Here is a 15,654-nt window from a genome sequence, read left to right on the forward strand (position 1 = left end):
GCCGGCTCAGCTCAGGAACTTGCGCACGTCCAGCTGGTACTCCTCCGGGTCCACCGCCCGCACGATGCGGTCCTGGGCGCTGGGTTTGGCCAGATCCACCCGGGCCACGGTGATCGGCATGCGAAATCGGGTGTGATACATCACCCGCACCACCGGCAGCCGCTGGTCGGCCTCGTTGGTCTCGATCACCACCCCCAAACGACCGCTTTCCAGCAGCACCAGTGATCCCACCGGGTACAGCCCCACGCAGCGGATGAATTGCCGGACCAGCACCGGGTCCAGGTGGTCGCCGCTCCACTCCAGCAGCTTCTTCAGCCCCTGGGTGGGCGTCATGCCCTTGTGGTAGACCCGGTCGGCGGTGATGGCGTCGTACACGTCGGTGATCGCCACCATGCGACCGTATTCGGAAATCTCATCGCCCTTGAGGCCCTCCGGGTAGCCGCTGCCATCGAGCTTTTCATGGTGCTGGGCGGCGGTGATCACGGTGATCTCGCCGACGCCTTCGGTGCTGGCCAGGATGTCCCGGGAATGCCGGGCGTGTTGCTTCATCACCTCGAATTCCTCCGGGGACAGCCGGCCCGGCTTGTGCAGGATCTCGTCCGGGGTCAGGATTTTGCCCAGGTCGTGCAGCAGGGCGCCGACGATGGTCTGGTGCAGTATGTCGGCCGGCAGCCCCCGGCTGGTGCCGAACAGGGACATCAGCACGCTCAGGTTGACCGAGTGTTCCAGCAGGTAGTTGTCTTTTTCGCGAATGCGGCCAAGGCAGCTCAGGGCATTGGCGTTGCGCAGCACCGAGTGACGAATGTCGTCGGCGAGCTGGTGAATCGGCGCCACGTCCACCGCCGCGCCGATTTTCACATTGTTGAGGAAGCTGCCCACCAGCCCCTGGGCCTGGCTGTGAATCTGCTGGGCGGCGGCCATTTCCTCCGCCCAGTCCACCTTCGCGGGCACCGCCGGTTCCGCTTCCCCCGCTCGCTCCAGTGCCGCCTGGTTGCGCCGGTCCACGTCTCTGGCCGGCTCGGCATCTTCGCTGTCCAGCCCCCGTTCGGTGTCAATGTACACCCACGCGACCCCCATCCGGCGAATGCGGTCGATGGTTTCCTCACGTTTGATCAGGCCCTGTCGGCGCTGGGCGTTGTGGGGAATCCAGTCGTTGTTCAGGTCGGAAATGAACATGCCGACCTTCAGGGCGCCAATGGGTACGCGTTTGATCATGGCGTTGGGAAGAACGTCCTCAGGCTGTTCAGGTAAGTCTGGCTCAGGACCTGCTCAAGGGACAGATTTTTTACGCTGGCGATGTTCTCGGCCACGAACGGCAGGAAAAACGGCGCGTTCTCCCGGCCGCGGTAGGGCACCGGCGTCAGGAACGGGGCATCGGTTTCCAGCAGGATCTGGTCAATGGGCGTCATGCGCACGATGTCCCGCACGTTCTCCGCCTTGTTGAAGGTGGTAATGCCGTTGAAGCCCAGGCACCAGCCCTGGTCCAGGGCATAGGTAGCCAGCCCGGGGCCGGAGGTGAAGCTGTGAATCACGCCCCGACGGGACAGGCTGTTCTCGAATTCCTTGAGGATGGTGATGGTGTCTTCGTCCGCGTCCCGGCTGTGAATGACCACCGGGAGATCGGCGTCGCAGGCAATCTGCAGCTGCCGGCGGAATACCGCCCGTTGCACGTCCCGGTCGGCGTTGTCGTAGAAATAGTCCAGGCCAATCTCGCCCACCGCCACAATGCGCTCATCCCCCGTATGGTTACGGATGTCCGCTTCCACCGCGTCGGTGTACTGTTCGGCATCGTGGGGGTGGATACCCTGGGTACCGTAGATGATGTCCGAGGCGCGGGTCAGCTCGCGGACTTTGGCCAGGTTGTCCGGTGCGACCGCGATGGTGATGATGCGCTCGATGTTGACCTGCCGGCTCTGGTCCAGGGTGTCCGCAAGAGGGCGGTCCTTGAGGTAGTCCAGATGGCAGTGGGTCTCGATGATCGGGTGGTCAAAAACCGGGATTTCACGGCGTTTTTTGCTCATAACAGGCGTTGGTCTCCGTGGCACCCGCCCGGGGCGGGCGCTGTGAGTGCTATTCTGCAGATGACGTCACAAAATAGTATCAGGTTCTGGGATTGTTAACCTGAATTGGACCGATAGGAAGCGACGGAGGATGTGCATGCATATTGCGGTTGTCGGCGGGGGCGTGGTGGGGACCACCACGGCCTATGAACTGGCGCAGCGGGGGCACCGGGTCACGGTGTTGGAGCGGCACCCGGTTGCAGGCAATGAGACCAGCAAGGGCAACGCCGCCCAGCGGTCCTATGGGGTGGTCTATCCCTGGGCCGACCCGGCCATGGTGTGGAAGGCGTTGCCCTACCTGATGCGCCAGGATGGCCCCCTGAAGCTGCGCCTGCCGCCGTCGCCGGCGGCGCTGAAATTCCTGTTCTCGACTCTGCGCTACGCCTGGTCACCGGGCCTGTTCGGGCTGAACCGGCGGGCCATGCTGCGGCTGGCCATGCACAGCCGGGACCGGTTCCTGGCGCTGGAAGAAAGCCTCCCGCTGGATTTTGATGGCGCCCACAAGGGCCTGCTTCACCTGGCCAGCACCCCGGAGGCGCTGGAGGGCTACCGGAGCGTTCACCGGCTGCTCACGGAGATGGGTATTGCCTCGCGCCTGCTCAGCCCCGAACAGGTGCGGGAGCAGGAGCCGGGCATGACCGGCAACGGCCCGCTCTATGGCGCCATCAGTTATGACACCGACGGCACCGGCGACTGCCACAAATTCTCCCAAGCACTGGCGGCGGCGTGCGAACGCCAGCAGGTGACCTTCCGCTACGGGGTGTCCGTGGATAACCTGATCGCCGGCAGCCAGCGGGTGGACGCCATTGCCCTGGCCAACGAACGGGGCGACCGGGAAGTGCTCGAGGTGGATGCCTGTGTCATCTGTGCCGGCTGCTGGTCGCCGGAACTGGTTCGGCCCCTGGGCCTGCGCCTGCCCATCTATCCGATCAAGGGCTACAGTCTGACGGTGCCCCTGAGTGACCCGGCGAAAGCGCCCACCAGTACCATTCACGACGACCAGTACAAAGTGGTGTCCACGCGCCTGGGCGACCGGCTGCGGGCCACCGGGTTCGTGGAGCTGGCGGATTTTCACCGGAACATTCCGGAGGCCCGCATCGCCACCATTCGGAAATCCGTACAGTCCCGTTACCCTGGCTGCGCCGACCTGGATGCGGCGGAAACCTGGACCGGTTTCCGGCCGATGACGCCGGATGGCCCCGCGATTATCGGCCAGGGCCCCCGGGACAACCTGTACCTGAACACCGGCCACGGCACGTTTGGCTGGACCCTGTCGGCAGGCAGCGCCTCGGTGATCGCCCAGGTCATCGAAGGCGAGCCGACCGCCGTGCCCCTGGACGCGTTCAGGCCGGGCCGTTATCAGGAGTAGGTTTGTCCGCCGCCCCGGCAAGCCGCCGCTCCAGATTGCCGCAAAGCGTGTGCACAAAGCCGAGGTCCCGCTCGGTGAGCAGCGGCAGGCGCTCGAGCGCCCATTGCTGCAACTTGCTGCCGTCCGGGGCGTCCAGGGCCGGCAGCAGCCGTTCCAGGCGTTGGCGCAGAGCCCCCAGTCGGGCGTCCGCCGGCGCAGGCCCCGGGGTGGCGTCCGCCGCCAGGCCGGACAGCTCCCAGGCGTAGAGCATGACCGACTGGGCCAGGTTCAGGGACGGGTACGTGACCGCCATCGGGAAACCGGTGAGCAGGTCGCACGCGTCCAGTTCCTCGTTGGCCAGGCCCCGGTCTTCCCGACCAAAGACCAGCGCTGCCGTGGCCACGCGGTCGCCCTTGTTGGCGAGGGTCTGGCGCAGGGCTGCCGGCGGGTGCCAGTCGTGCCGGTTGTGGCGGGGTTTGGCGGAGGTGCCGATCATCAGGTCGACGGCGTTCCTTACCGCCGCCAGATCGGGGAAAATGCGCGCGTTATCCAGCAGGTGGTCGCTGCCGTGGGCCAGCCAGTGGGCCTCGGGTTTGGTATGAAGATCCGAGTTGACCAGCCACAGATGGCCGAACCCCATGGTGCACAGGGCCCGCGCCGCCGCGCCAACGTTTTCCGGAACCTTGGGTTCCACCAGGACAAAGGCAAGTTGCATGACGATTCCTCCGGCCGAGAGTGTACACCAGCCGTCGCACGGGTTTTACTCCCGGTGGTGTGATCTGAACGCCTGGCTGGCGACCCATGAAGCGCTCTGGCGGCCATCGCCGTTCACCGAGCCAGCCCCGCACTGGATCCGTGCCTTCCCGGCGCTGGCCGACTGGCTGGACGCCCTGGACGACGCAGACTGCGACCGTTACGAACAGCAACCGGTGCAACTCGCGACGGCCCTGACCCACGCCCTGCCGGAGCTGGCTGATCATCTGGGATTGCCGGAGCACAGAGCGCGAATCGCGCTGCCTCAGGTGACCGGCTCGGCAGATGCACGGGCCGCCACCCTGCCGGAGCGCCGGGCGGTGGACATGCCCGGGCGCAAACGGGAGCAGGCCGGCGCCTTTGCCGCGGCGATTACGCCGCTGGTGGACCCGGTGCTCGACTGGTGCTGCGGCAAGGGTCACCTGGCCCGTACGCTGGCCAGCGCCGGCGCGCCGTCAGTGGTTGGGCTGGAATGGCAGACACCGCTGGTCGCGGACGGCAACGGCCTGGCAGAACGGTTCGGGGATCCGGTACGCCTGCGGGCGCAAGACGTGATGGACCCGGAGCTGGCCTGGCCGGAGGGCACCCACGGGGTGGCCCTGCACGCCTGCGGCGATCTGCACCGCCGGTTGCTTACTCGGGCGGCCGACGCCGGTGCGCCGCGCCTGAGCCTGTCCCCCTGTTGCTATCACCTGCACGCCCAGCCGCTGTACCGCCCCCTGTCCGACTTGGCCCGGGGCACCCCGGGCGCCTTGACGGTGGACCGGGACACCCTGCGGTTGGCGGTTCAGGAAACCGTGACCGCCCCGGCCCGGGTGCAGGCCCAGACGGATCTGGCCCGCCAGTGGCGGCTGGGGTTTGATGAGCTGCAGCGGACGCTGCGGCAAGACGATGAGTATCTGCCGGTACCCCCACACCCCACGCACCTGCTTCAGGACGGCTTTGCGGCGTTCTGCCGGTGGGCGGCGGCCCGCAAGGGGCTGGCCCTGCCCGACGGCCTGGACTGGGATCGATGGCGGGCGGCCGGCGCCCGGCGTCTGCGACAGGTGCGCCGGCACGAGTTGCTGCGGCACCTGTTCCGCCGGCCCCTGGAGCTCTGGCTGGTGCTCGATTACGCGGTGTATCTGGAGGAGCGGGGCTACCGGGTACGACTGGGGGAATTCTGCGAGCGCAACCTCACGCCCCGGAACCTGCTGCTGGATGCCATCAGGGTTTTCGATACTCCACCCGGTCCACGCAGCCGTCCCTGAAATACACGTAGATCAGTTCGTACAGGGCGCCGTAGTAGCGGGTCTGGTAAATCCACACTTCCTGGGGGCTGGGGTAGGTCTCGGGTGGCGATCCGAAGGCCCGGCGAACCTGGTCCCGGGTCATGCCCCGAACCACCTGTTCGCGCACCAGATAGCGCCTGAGATCCGTGGAATTGATGAAGCGGCAGGTGCCGTTGTCGGCGGTTTCCGCCGGATCTGGCGGTTCGTCTGCGGCGGGTGCCGACGGTTCCGGCAGGTTCTGGTCGAGACGGCCGACCCGGGGATCCCGGATCTCAACCGCCTCGCCAGCGCCGGGGCAGGGCTGATCGGTGAACCGAACGCCCTGCTCCGACTCACACCGGTAGATGGCGCTGTGGGCCATCACCGGTGCGGTCAACAACGCGGCCAGCGCGAACGACGGGCCGAGTCGGTTCAGGCCCGGCTTAGCGCCGGATCTGGATGCGGGCTTCCACACGGCGGTTCTGGGCGCGGCCGTCGACGGTGTCGTTGGACGCGACCGGCTCGGATTCGCCGTAGCCTTTGGCGGATACCCGATCCGGGTCTACGCCGAGCTTGCCGGTCAGGCGGCCGGCGACGGCTTCGGCGCGGCGCTGGGACAACCACTGGTTGTAACTGGCCTTGCCCCGGCTATCCGTGTGGCCGGCCACTTCCACCACGGTTTCCGGATTCGCCTTGAGGGCGTCTGCGACTTTGCGCAACTCGTCGTCGTAGCGGTCGCCGATCACCGAGCTGTTGGTGGGGAACTGCACCTGGATGGAGAACGTCTGTACCGTCTCGACTATGCCCTCGCAACCCTTGGCGTCCACCGTGGCGCCGGCGGTGGTGTTCGGGCATTCGTCGGCGCTGTTGACCACGCCGTCGTTGTCGCTGTCCAGCTCGCAGCCGAGGGTATCGACCGAGGTTCCAGCGGGGGTGTTCGGGCACTGGTCGGTGGCGTCAATCACGCCGTCGTTGTCACTGTCCGCCGGCGGCATCGGTGCCGGGGCCGGGGCTGGCGCCGGTTCGGGGCTGCCCACGGTGCGGGAGAAGGCCACGCTCAGGCCCAGGGACACCATGGTGTCGAAGGTGCTCTCGTCAATGCCGTGGAACTCCCGCAGGTCGCCCCGAAGGGAAATGCTGTCGCTGACGTTGTAGCGCACGCCGGTGCCCATGTTCACCCGGGTTTCCTCGTGGTTGGTACCTGCGGTGTGGATGCTGGCCGGGCCGTTGCCGAAGTCAGCGTTACCGGCGCCCAGGGACACGTACGGATTCCACGCGGTGTCCGGGCCGGCAAAATAGTAGGTGCCGTCCAGGCGAATCTCGTCAAAGTCCGAATTGCCTCCGGCGTATTTGCGATCCGCCTCGGCCCTAGAGTAAACCGCTTCCACCGCCCAGCGGGGCAGGAAACGGTACTCCACGCCAACACCAAAGGTGCCGGTTTCGCTCAGGTCGCGGGCGTCGTCAAACAGCTGGAAGCCGGCGAACGGGTTAAGGTAAATGGTTTCCTGATGCTCGTCGGCCAGGACGGGCGAGGCCAGGGCGGTGGTCAGGATCGCCAGGGCGATCGGTCGAGTGGTGCTCATCCAGAGCCTCCTTATTGCCTTTTTGAGGTTGTGTCGGGGGTCAGTCCGACGGCGCCGGCGTGAAATAGAGGTGGGCACTCTGCTTGCTGAAATTCAGCGTGTCTCCGTTGTCGAAGCAAACCTCGAAGCTCCGAGCGTCCTCCATGACCACAGTACCGGTGCCGAAGATCGTATGGTGGATACGCGTGCTTTGCCAGACCGGACCGCTGCGGCTTATCCCTATGGCCTCTTCGCCCTCGAGAGTGATCCCCTCCCGTTGTGCGTAGCGTTGAGCGATGGGAGTCACCGGTGCGGACACCCTGAGCTCGGTCAGGGCGCCATCCGCCCGTTCGGTCAGCCGGTCGCCCAGTTCCTCCGACAGCTCGAAGGCGCATTCGGCAATGAAGCGGCTGGGGCCCTCGTCCCCGTCCAGGTGCGGGCGGGCGCTGGCGGCACGGGTGATCAGGTGCAGCTGGTGACGGGTCCGGGTCATCGCCACGTACATCAGCCGGCGCTCGCTCTCCAGGGCGTCCTGGGCGTTGTCCTGGGACCTGGGCTGGTAGGGCAGGTATTTTTCCTGCAGGCCCGGCAGCAGCACCGCCGACCACTCCAGCCCCTTGGTCCGGTGGATGGTGGACAGCAGCGGTCCGCCGGTGCGCCCGGCGCCGGCGCTCTGTTGCAGGGTGTCCAGGTGCGCCAGGGCGCCTTCGGCGTCCACGCCCAGGCCTTTGAAATAACGCCGGAATCCGTCGAGCGTATCGATGCGCTCCTCGGCGGCTTCGTGGGTCATCGCCAGGCTGCGCAGGCCGTCGTACAGCTCCGTGTGTTCGGCGTAGACGGTCAGCAGTCCGGCCACCGGGCCCCGGTAGCCCCGGAGCTGGCCCAGCACCTCACCCAGGCGGCGGATCTTGCGCCCGGGCAGCGGCGCCAGCGACGAGGTGTCCACCGCCAGCAGCACGCCGGCCCAGTCGTCACCGGACTGGGCCAGGCCCTGGGCCAGCTGTTCCAGCTCCGGTTCCTTGAGGCCAATGTGGGGAAACCGCAGCAGCACCCTGGCCCGCTCCAGGCGATCGTGGTCCGGCAGGGCCCCGACCCGGCCGGTGACCAGTTGCAGCAGGGCGGTAATGGCTTTTAGCTCCCGGCTGAACAGCGCGCCCTTGCCAGCGTCGATCCGGTAGGGCATGCCGCTCGCCAGCAGCTTCAGCTCAATCGGCACGCTCTGGCTCCACACCCGGAACAGGATGGCGCTGTCATCCCGGGCGTCCGGTGCCATGGATTGCAGCACCGACAGCACCTGGTCGGCGTCGCTGTCGGCGCGATGCAGGTGAATGCGGGTGTCCGGCGTGCTGGGGTGGGCGTGGCAGAGCACGTCCTTGCGGCCGGTGTTGTGGCTGATCAGGTGGTTGGCCAGCAGCGCCACCCGATGGCCGTAACGAAAGGTGTAGCTCAGGGTGTGCTCCCGGGGGCTCTCGAACTCGTCGCTGAACCGGCGCAGGATGAACTCCGGCCGGGCACCCCGGAACTCATAGATGGTCTGGTCCGGGTCGCCGACCACGGTCACCCGCGCCCGCTCGCCGGCCACGTAGCGCAGCAGCAGGTGCTGGACCTCGTTGGTGTCCTGGTATTCGTCCACCAGGATCAGGTCCATCTTGTTGGCCACCAGCCGCTGCAGGGGCGGGTTCTGGTGGATCGCCATCACCGGCTCGTAGAGCATGTCCGCGTAGCTGATGCGGCCCTGGCGCTTGCGCCACTGCTCAAAGCTGTGGAACAGGTCTACCAGGTAGCGGTGGCGGCTGGCGTAACCCTGGGTCTCGAACACCTGCTCGGCGGGGGAGAGGGTGGTTTTCACCAGGTCGATGAATCCGGCGGCCACTTCCACAAACTCTTTTTTGTTGCGCCGGATGTCGTCCGCCAGGTCCTCCGGTGCCAGCCGGCGGGTCAGTTGCCAGACCTGATAGTGGATATCCTGCTCGCTCAGGATGTTGTCCGAGAAGTCGGGCAGGTAGCCTTCCCGCACGAATCGGCGGTACAGCCGCAGGCCCATGCTGTGGTAGGTGCGGATGTCCGGCAGGGCCAGGCTGGTATTGGCGCACACGGCGGCCAGCTTGCGGCCGAAATCCGTGCGGGCGCTGCGGTTGAACATCAGCACCAGCATCCGGGCCGGGTCGTGGCCTTGCTCCAGAAGGAAGCGAATGCGCCAGGCCAGGGTGGAGGTCTTGCCGCTGCCGGCCACGGCGGTGATCACCGAATGCTCGTAGCCCGCGGTGATGATCTCCCGCTGCTCGTCGGTCAGGTAGTCCGGCAGGTGAGCGCCGGCCTCGGCGGTGTCGGATGCAGGTGGGCTGGCGCTGACCCATGGGGTATCGGATGGCATGGCGCCATTGTAGCGGCCAACTGGCAGAGGGCATAGCGCTGCCGCATAATGGCCGGCGAGAGTTATCGGCCACGATCCCTGAGGTTCCTGGCGACCGTTCAGCATTCCCTCGGAGTTTGCCCATGTGCCCAACCCGCCCGTCTGCCGACGCGCCCGCGTTCTCCCGGCCCGGGGACTGGGGCCGTCTGGTGAAGCAGTTGGCCCGGCGGGGCGAGCGCCGGCTGGTGCTGGTGGAAGGTGATCGTGACGCCGCGTTGGCCTGGCTTCGCGCCCTCTTGCTGCAGTTGCCCGTTGGTGACGCCCCCGGTTTGTGGGCAGGACGCTCCCCACCGGTCTGGCTAGACGATCTGGAGCGGGTATCGGCGCTGACCCCCAAAGACGCCGGCGGCTGGCTGGGCCGATCGTCCCGGTGGCTGGTGCTGGACGGCTGGCAGGGCAACCCGCCCGATGCCTGGGCTGCCCTGGCGGGTACCCTGGCCGCCGGTGGGCTGCTGTTCTGGTTGATGCCGCCGCTGTCCCAGTGGCGGCAATGGCCGGACCCGGACTATCGTCGGGTCGGGCTGGACCACGACGGCGATCACCCCTTCGCCGATCGCCTCGCCCAGGTGCTGGCGGCGGACGACTCGGTGATCCGGGTGACCGCCGAGGCGCCCGAACGCACCCGGCTGCCGGAGTTGGCCGACCCCGACGCGCCGTTCCGGGTGGCGGGCACCCCCGAGCAGGCGGCGCTGGTGGCGCAGATCGTCCGCTTTGGCCAGGGCCGACGGCGGCGCCCGCTGGTGATTCGCGCCGACCGGGGCCGCGGCAAATCGGCGGCGCTGGGGCAGGCGGCGGCCCGGCTACTGCAGGAGGGCCGCCGTTCGGTGCTGGTTACGGCGCCGAGCCGGGCCCAGGTGGACACCCTCTTTGCCCACGCGGAGCAGGCTCTGGGCGACAGCCTGGCCGAGCGTGAAGCGGGCGGCCTGATCACCGCTGACGGCGCCCGCCTGACGTTCTGCCCGCCAGATGAGCTCCTGGCCAACCGCCCGGACGCGGAAGTGCTGCTGGTGGACGAAGCCGCCGCCTTGCCGCCCGGCACCCTCACCCAATGCCTTACCGGCTGGCCGAGGGTGGCGTTCTGCACCACCGTGAATGGGTATGAAGGCACCGGCCGGGGCTTCGAAGTGCGATTCCAGGCCGTTCTGGACCGAATCACGCCGCAGTGGCGACTGTGTCGGCTGCGGGACCCAATCCGCTGGGCCCGATCGGACCCCCTCGAGGCGCTCGTGGACCGGCTGTTTCTGCTCTCAGCCTCCAAGGGTGAAGACGTCGGCGAGCCTGCCGCCGGGCCGCTGACCATCGCGCCCTGGCGACCGGCCACGGCCAGCGACGCCGAACGACGGGAGGCCTTCGGCCTGTTGGTGGACGCTCACTATCGTACCCACCCCTCGGACCTGCGCCAGTGGCTGGATGATCCGGCGGCCCTCAGTTGGGTAGCGCGCCGGGGCGATCGGCTTGTGGGCGTTCTGTGGGGGACCGTGGAAGGCGGCTTTTCCGCCGGGCTGGCGGCGCAGGTGGCTAACGGCGAGCGGCGGCTTCGGGGGCATCTGCTGGCTCAGTCCCTGGCCAATCACGGTGGGGAACCGGACGCCGCCCGCCTGCGCCTGCTGCGGGTGGTGCGGGTGGCGGTGTCGGCGGAGCAGCGCCGCTTGGGGGTTGGCCGGCAATTGCTGTCGGAGGCGCTGATCGACGCCCGGGCACGGGGGCTGGACGCGGTGGGCAGCAGCTTCGGCGGCACGTCGGACCTGCTGGCCTTCTGGCGGTCGTCGGGCTTCACGCCGGTCCGGCTGGGATTCCAGCGGGAGGCGTCCAGTGGGGAGTATCCCCTGCAGGTGCTGACCGGATTGAACGCCAGCGGCGACCGGCTGACCCGGCACCTGCATCAGCGTCTGGCCCGCTTCTGGTGCCACGGTCTGCCCCGACACTGGCCCACGCTCGCGCCGGCACTGGTGCTGGCGATCAGCGGGGCGCTGCCCGCCAGGGAAGACGCGCCCGAGCCCGGGGTACAGGACGATCTGAGCCGGTTTGCCGGTGGTCACTGGGGCCTGGCCCTTTGCCTGCCGGCGCTGAAAGCGCTGATCCGGATGCCCGGCTATGCACCCTGGCTGGCAGGACAGGCGGACGCGTCCCTGTGGACATCGGTGGTGTTGCAGGAGCGGCCATGGGCCACGGCTCAGGCGTCGGGGCTGTGCCTGGGCGCCCGGGACGGCGAAGACCGGCTGCGACGCCTGGTGGCCGCCTGGCTGGCCCGGGACGTGCCGCGCCGGGACGTTGCGCGCGGTTGTAAGGAGTTGTGACCGGTTCGCTGTAAATTCCCGCCGGGGCTGAGCAGAATAGGCCCACACTTCTTGACAGGATCTCGGCCATGGCCAGGGAACTCGGCGCCTTTTACCGATGCTCGCGCATGGCGCGGCATCGCTCTTCATACCCTTCATGCCGCTTACGCCACCGCCTGGCCGTTTCTGCGGTGTTTGCGATGTTGGCCGGTCTTGCAGGCTGCGCCTCGGAACCGGTGGAGCGAAACCTGGACCATCACGCCTCCGCCAGCGAACAGTCACCGCTCTGGCAGGCGGCGTCCAATGGAGAGCTGGAACAGGTTACCGCACTGGTGCAGTCCGGCAGCGCCCTGAATACGGTGACGGAAGCGGGCACCCCCCTGATGGCGGCGGTGCGGGCTGGAGAGGCCCGCATCGCCTGGTACCTGCTGTCCGAGGGCGCCGACCCGGATCTGGCGGACGCCTCCGGCGAGACGCCGCTGATGGTAGCGGCCGGCGAGGGTAACCGCCGGATGGTCGAGTTGCTGCTGTCCGGAGGCGCCCGGGTCAACGCCGCGGATCGCGACGGTAACACCGCCATCATCCGTGCCGCAGAGCAGGGCAATCTGTCGGTGGTGAAGACGCTGCTGACGGCGGGGGCGAATGTGAATGTCAGCCAGGGGGGCGACTCCCTGCTGATGAAAATCGTCGACAACGGCGACCTGCTGACGGCGGAGATGCTTTTGGCAGCGGGCGCCGACGTCCACTACCAGGCCCCCGACGGAGATACCGCCCTCGATCGCGCACGGGCCATAGGCAACGAGGACCTGGAAATGCTGCTGGTGCAGGCGGGCGCCCGGCGCTGAGCCCCGCAGGCCGGTGTCGGGGCGTTGCCGGTAACGGAGCGGTTTTACAGCCCCATCGGATCGTTGTGATCGGTGTACTCGGGGCGGAAGTGCTCCTCAACCACCTCCGCCGGTACCGCCTCGACGGACGGGTAGGACCAGACCGGCGGCCGGCGCTCAATCAGCCGAGCGGCAATGCCTTCGGGCAGATCCGGGTGCCGGCAGCAGGCCTGGGCCATCGCCAATTCCATTCTGAACACATCCTTCAGTGACATCTGCTGGGCCTTGCCCAACTGGGTCCACACCAGCCAGGCCGACACCGGGCAGCCGGTGCGCAGGTTATCCATGCAGCTCTGCCACCAGGGGTCGTCCGAGGCCGAGGCCAGCAGTTGGTTCACCACGTCTGGCAGGGTCGCGCCGGCGCTCAGGCGGGCAATGGCCTGTTCGTGTCGAGCCAGGTGGCTGGCGGGCAGGCTGTGGTAATCCGGCCCCTGCCACTGGTTCAGCAGGCGGTACAGGCGATTGTCGTCCGCCGGTGCATCGCCGGTCCAGCGCTGCTCCTGCAGGTGTACCAGCAGCCGCTCCCGGTCCTCCGGGGCCAGCGCCAGGTCCGCCAGGCCGACCCGAAGGGCGTCGCTGACGTTCAGGCGCGCGCCGGTCAGGCCCATGAACAGACCCAGGCGCCCAGGCAGGCGGTTAAGGAACCAGCTGGCGCCGACGTCCGGGAACAGGCCGATGGCGATCTCGGGCATGGCCAGAGTCAGGTCCGGCGTTACCAGCCGATAGCGGCAGGCGGACAGCAGACCGAGGCCACCGCCCATGACGGCCCCGTGGCCGATGCCCACCACGGGTTTCGGGAACCGGTGCAGGTGGTAGTCCACCCGGTACTCCCGGGAGAAAAACGCCCCGGCGGTGTCGGCACCGCCCGGGCTGCTCAGGGTGTCGTGTAGCTGGCGGATATCACCGCCGGCGCAGAAGGCCCGGTCGCCGGCGCCGTCCAGCACCACCAGGCAGATCCGGTCGTCGCTGGCCCACCGGTCCAGGGTCTCGCCGATCTGTTCAATCATCGCCTGGCTCAGGGCGTTCAACCGGTTCGGCGCGTTCAGCGTCAGCCGGCCAATCCTACCTTCGGTGCAGGGCAGTTCCCGGGACTCAATGCTCATCGAAAGGCCTCTTCTGGGTTTCCGTTGGCCGGATCATGGACGGTTCGGGCGCGTTTCGGGGATCATCGGCGAGTGTGATATAACAGCCGATCAAACACGTATCCCCTTGGCGTCGTTCACGCCATCCAACACGGGCCCGGATCATGACTCTTCGTTGCTTGCGGTTTGTTGCCGCTGTCGCTGTTTTGCTGGGCCAGGCTGGCGCTGTGTCTGCCGGCGATGCCGAGGCCGGCAAGGCGCTGGCCGGCGCCCGCTGCGCGGCGTGCCACGGTCAGAACGGCATCTCCGCAATTCCGGTCTACCCCAGCCTGGCCGGGCAGAACGAGGCGTATCTGGTGTCGGCCCTGAAGGCCTACCGGAGCGGTCAGCGTGCCGGCGGCCAGGCCGCCATCATGCAGGGCCAGGCGGCGTCGCTCACCGATGAGCAGATCGACAACCTGGCTGCCTACTTCGCAAAACTGCCGGCCGGTGGCGGCCAGTAAACCGGGCGGCGCGGCTCAGACGCCGCTGCCGACAATCCGGTAGCAGGGCCGGTAGGCCTGGCTGCCGGGAAGCTTCATCCGGTTCTGGGCGACAAACTGCTCCAGCATCGCTTCCAGCGGTTTGATCAGGGTCGGGTCGCCGGCCAGTTCAAACGGCCCTTTCTCCTGAATCTGCCGGATACCGGCTTCCTTCACGTTGCCCGCGACAATCCCGCTGAACGCCTTGCGCAGGTTGGCCGCCACCAGGTGCGCCGGCTGGTCCCGGTGCAGTTCCAGGGCGCGCATGTTCTGGTGCGTGGGCTCGAACGGGAACTGGAACACCGGGTCGATTTTCAGCATCCAGTTGAAGTAGTAGGCGTCCTGCATGGCCCGGCGGAAGGTTTCCACCTCCTTCATGCCGTCGCGCATGGTCTGCGCCACCCGCACCGGATCGTCGATAATGATGTCGTACTTGCTGGCGGCCTCGTCCCCGAGCGCGTTGCGGATGAACTTGTCGATCATCTCGAAGTACTCGGCGTTTTCCTGCCTGCCGGTGAACACCACGGGGAAGGGCAGGTCCGCGTTGTCCGGGTGCAGCAGGATGCCCAGCAGATACAGGATTTCCTCCGCGGTGCCAACGCCGCCGGGGAAGACGATCACGCCGTGGCCGCAGCGCACGAAGGCCTCCAGGCGCTTCTCGATGTCCGGCAGGATGACCAGCTCGTTGACGATCGGGTTCGGGGCTTCGGCGCCGATGATGGCCGGCTCGGTAATGCCCACGTAGCGGCCGTCACGGATGCGCTGCTTGGCGTGGCCGATGGTGGCACCCTTCATCGGGCCCTTCATGGCCCCGGGGCCACAGCCGGTGATGATGCTCAGGCCCCGCAGGCCAAGCTGATGGCCCACGTCCTTGCTGTACTGGTATTCCGACTGGCCGATCGAATGCCCACCCCAGCACACGACCATGTCCGGGTGACGGCCGGCTTCCAGCACGCCGGCGTTGCGCAGGATCTGGAACACCAGGTTGGTGATTTCCTCCGGCTCGCTGCGGCGGAATCCGGGCACGGTTTCGGGAATGGAGTGGGTGTACACGATGTCCCGCAGCACCGAGAACAGGTGCTCCCGGATGGCCCGCAGCATCTCGCCGTCCACGAACGCATGCGCCGGGGCGTTGATCAGTTCCAGCTTCACGCCCCGGGGCTGCTGCACCAGGCGCACGTCAAAGTCCGCGTGGGCTTCCATCAATGCCTTGCAGTCGTCGGTTTCCACGCCGGTGTTCAGTACGGCCAGCGCACACTGACGGAACAGCCGGTACAGGCCGCCCTCGCTCCTGTCCTTGATTCGGTTGACTTCGTGGTTGGACAGAATTTCGAGGGACCCTTCCGGGGACACCAGGGCATTGATGGTGGGGACGGTCATGGGGCAATCACACTCCTTGCGAATCAGGCAGCTCCGCCGGACGGGTATCGCCGGGGCGGGCATGGGTGTTTCGGGCATGCCTCATTGGAGGGCATTCCGGCAAAAAGGTACACTAAGGGTTTTCC

The 15,654-nt window shown here is 67.4% G+C and carries 13 protein-coding genes; 5 read left to right on the forward strand and 8 right to left on the reverse strand.

Features of this window, described 5'->3' with window-relative positions:
* Window positions 1-6: 6 nt before the first annotated feature.
* A complete protein-coding gene (locus V3388_RS00885) occupies window positions 7-1,215 on the reverse strand; it encodes an HD-GYP domain-containing protein (protein WP_336365634.1) in 1,209 nt (402 codons plus the stop codon).
* Window positions 1,212-2,021 (reverse strand): TatD family hydrolase, encoded by an 810-nt coding sequence (locus V3388_RS00890; RefSeq protein WP_336365635.1) that lies wholly within the window; start codon window positions 2,019-2,021, stop codon window positions 1,212-1,214. The genes V3388_RS00885 and V3388_RS00890 overlap by 4 nt, the downstream gene beginning before the upstream one ends.
* Window positions 2,022-2,157: 136 nt before the next feature.
* On the opposite strand from V3388_RS00890, the gene V3388_RS00895 reads away from it, so the two are divergent.
* On the forward strand, window positions 2,158-3,429 hold the full coding sequence (locus V3388_RS00895) for a D-amino acid dehydrogenase (RefSeq protein ID WP_336365636.1): 1,272 nt from the start codon (window positions 2,158-2,160) through the stop codon (window positions 3,427-3,429).
* Here the strand turns inward: V3388_RS00895 and V3388_RS00900 are convergent.
* Window positions 3,404-4,123: a tRNA/rRNA methyltransferase gene (locus V3388_RS00900; RefSeq protein ID WP_336365637.1), complete on the reverse strand. Its 720-nt coding sequence runs from the start codon at window positions 4,121-4,123 to the stop codon at window positions 3,404-3,406. The genes V3388_RS00895 and V3388_RS00900 overlap by 26 nt on opposite strands.
* On the opposite strand from V3388_RS00900, the gene V3388_RS00905 reads away from it, so the two are divergent.
* A complete protein-coding gene (locus V3388_RS00905; RefSeq protein WP_336365638.1) occupies window positions 4,122-5,411 on the forward strand; it encodes a methyltransferase in 1,290 nt (429 codons plus the stop codon). The two genes, V3388_RS00900 and V3388_RS00905, sit on opposite strands and share 2 nt — an antisense overlap.
* Here V3388_RS00905 and V3388_RS00910 read toward each other — a convergent pair.
* From V3388_RS00910 to V3388_RS00920, 3 genes are read right to left on the reverse strand one after another with little or no spacing between them, the layout of a single operon-like run.
* Window positions 5,368-5,886 (reverse strand): DUF4124 domain-containing protein, encoded by a 519-nt coding sequence (locus V3388_RS00910; RefSeq protein WP_336365639.1) that lies wholly within the window; start codon window positions 5,884-5,886, stop codon window positions 5,368-5,370. The two genes, V3388_RS00905 and V3388_RS00910, sit on opposite strands and share 44 nt — an antisense overlap.
* A complete protein-coding gene (locus tag V3388_RS00915; protein ID WP_336365640.1) occupies window positions 5,855-6,994 on the reverse strand; it encodes an OmpA family protein in 1,140 nt (379 codons plus the stop codon). The genes V3388_RS00910 and V3388_RS00915 overlap by 32 nt, the downstream gene beginning before the upstream one ends.
* 40 nt (window positions 6,995-7,034) lie before the next feature.
* Window positions 7,035-9,347 carry an ATP-dependent helicase gene (locus V3388_RS00920; protein WP_336365641.1) on the reverse strand — a complete coding sequence of 771 codons (2,313 nt, stop codon included), beginning with the start codon at window positions 9,345-9,347 and terminating at the stop codon, window positions 7,035-7,037.
* A gap of 122 nt (window positions 9,348-9,469) precedes the next feature.
* Here V3388_RS00920 and V3388_RS00925 point away from each other — a divergent pair, with 122 nt between their 5' ends.
* Together V3388_RS00925 and V3388_RS00930 are read left to right on the forward strand one after the other, a co-directional pair.
* Complete coding sequence (locus tag V3388_RS00925) at window positions 9,470-11,683, forward strand: GNAT family N-acetyltransferase (protein ID WP_336365642.1); 2,214 nt, start codon at window positions 9,470-9,472, stop codon at window positions 11,681-11,683.
* A gap of 179 nt (window positions 11,684-11,862) precedes the next feature.
* A complete protein-coding gene (locus V3388_RS00930; RefSeq protein ID WP_336365643.1) occupies window positions 11,863-12,507 on the forward strand; it encodes an ankyrin repeat domain-containing protein in 645 nt (214 codons plus the stop codon).
* Window positions 12,508-12,551: 44 nt separating this feature from the next.
* Here the strand turns inward: V3388_RS00930 and V3388_RS00935 are convergent, their stop codons facing one another.
* Complete coding sequence (locus V3388_RS00935) at window positions 12,552-13,649, reverse strand: enoyl-CoA hydratase/isomerase family protein (RefSeq protein ID WP_336365644.1); 1,098 nt, start codon at window positions 13,647-13,649, stop codon at window positions 12,552-12,554.
* 143 nt (window positions 13,650-13,792) lie between these two features.
* Here V3388_RS00935 and V3388_RS00940 point away from each other — a divergent pair, with 143 nt between their 5' ends.
* Window positions 13,793-14,131, forward strand: coding sequence for a c-type cytochrome (locus tag V3388_RS00940; RefSeq protein WP_336365645.1), 339 nt, complete (start codon window positions 13,793-13,795; stop codon window positions 14,129-14,131).
* 15 nt (window positions 14,132-14,146) lie between these two features.
* On the opposite strand, the gene ppnN is transcribed toward V3388_RS00940, so the two are convergent.
* Window positions 14,147-15,529, reverse strand: coding sequence for a nucleotide 5'-monophosphate nucleosidase PpnN (gene ppnN, locus V3388_RS00945; protein ID WP_336365646.1), 1,383 nt, complete (start codon window positions 15,527-15,529; stop codon window positions 14,147-14,149).
* Window positions 15,530-15,654 lie beyond the last annotated feature (125 nt).

Origin of the sequence: Marinobacter sp. C2H3, from assembly GCF_037080155.1 — a bacterium.
In the GTDB taxonomy this organism is placed as follows: domain Bacteria; phylum Pseudomonadota; class Gammaproteobacteria; order Pseudomonadales; family Oleiphilaceae; genus Marinobacter.

What these genes read in the sequence shown, in the direction of transcription:
- V3388_RS00885 (WP_336365634.1), bottom strand. Translation starts at nt 1,215, where the DNA reads ATGATCAAACGCGTACCCATTGGCGCCCTGAAGGTCGGCATGTTCATT.
- V3388_RS00890 (WP_336365635.1), bottom strand. Translation starts at nt 2,021, where the DNA reads ATGAGCAAAAAACGCCGTGAAATCCCGGTTTTTGACCACCCGATCATC.
- V3388_RS00895 (WP_336365636.1), top strand. Translation starts at nt 2,158, where the DNA reads ATGCATATTGCGGTTGTCGGCGGGGGCGTGGTGGGGACCACCACGGCC.
- V3388_RS00905 (WP_336365638.1), top strand. Translation starts at nt 4,122, where the DNA reads ATGACGATTCCTCCGGCCGAGAGTGTACACCAGCCGTCGCACGGGTTT.
- V3388_RS00900 (WP_336365637.1), bottom strand. Translation starts at nt 4,123, where the DNA reads ATGCAACTTGCCTTTGTCCTGGTGGAACCCAAGGTTCCGGAAAACGTT.
- V3388_RS00915 (WP_336365640.1), bottom strand. Translation starts at nt 6,994, where the DNA reads ATGAGCACCACTCGACCGATCGCCCTGGCGATCCTGACCACCGCCCTG.
- V3388_RS00920 (WP_336365641.1), bottom strand. Translation starts at nt 9,347, where the DNA reads ATGCCATCCGATACCCCATGGGTCAGCGCCAGCCCACCTGCATCCGAC.
- V3388_RS00925 (WP_336365642.1), top strand. Translation starts at nt 9,470, where the DNA reads ATGTGCCCAACCCGCCCGTCTGCCGACGCGCCCGCGTTCTCCCGGCCC.
- V3388_RS00930 (WP_336365643.1), top strand. Translation starts at nt 11,863, where the DNA reads ATGTTGGCCGGTCTTGCAGGCTGCGCCTCGGAACCGGTGGAGCGAAAC.
- V3388_RS00935 (WP_336365644.1), bottom strand. Translation starts at nt 13,649, where the DNA reads ATGAGCATTGAGTCCCGGGAACTGCCCTGCACCGAAGGTAGGATTGGC.
- V3388_RS00940 (WP_336365645.1), top strand. Translation starts at nt 13,793, where the DNA reads ATGACTCTTCGTTGCTTGCGGTTTGTTGCCGCTGTCGCTGTTTTGCTG.
- ppnN (WP_336365646.1), bottom strand. Translation starts at nt 15,529, where the DNA reads ATGACCGTCCCCACCATCAATGCCCTGGTGTCCCCGGAAGGGTCCCTC.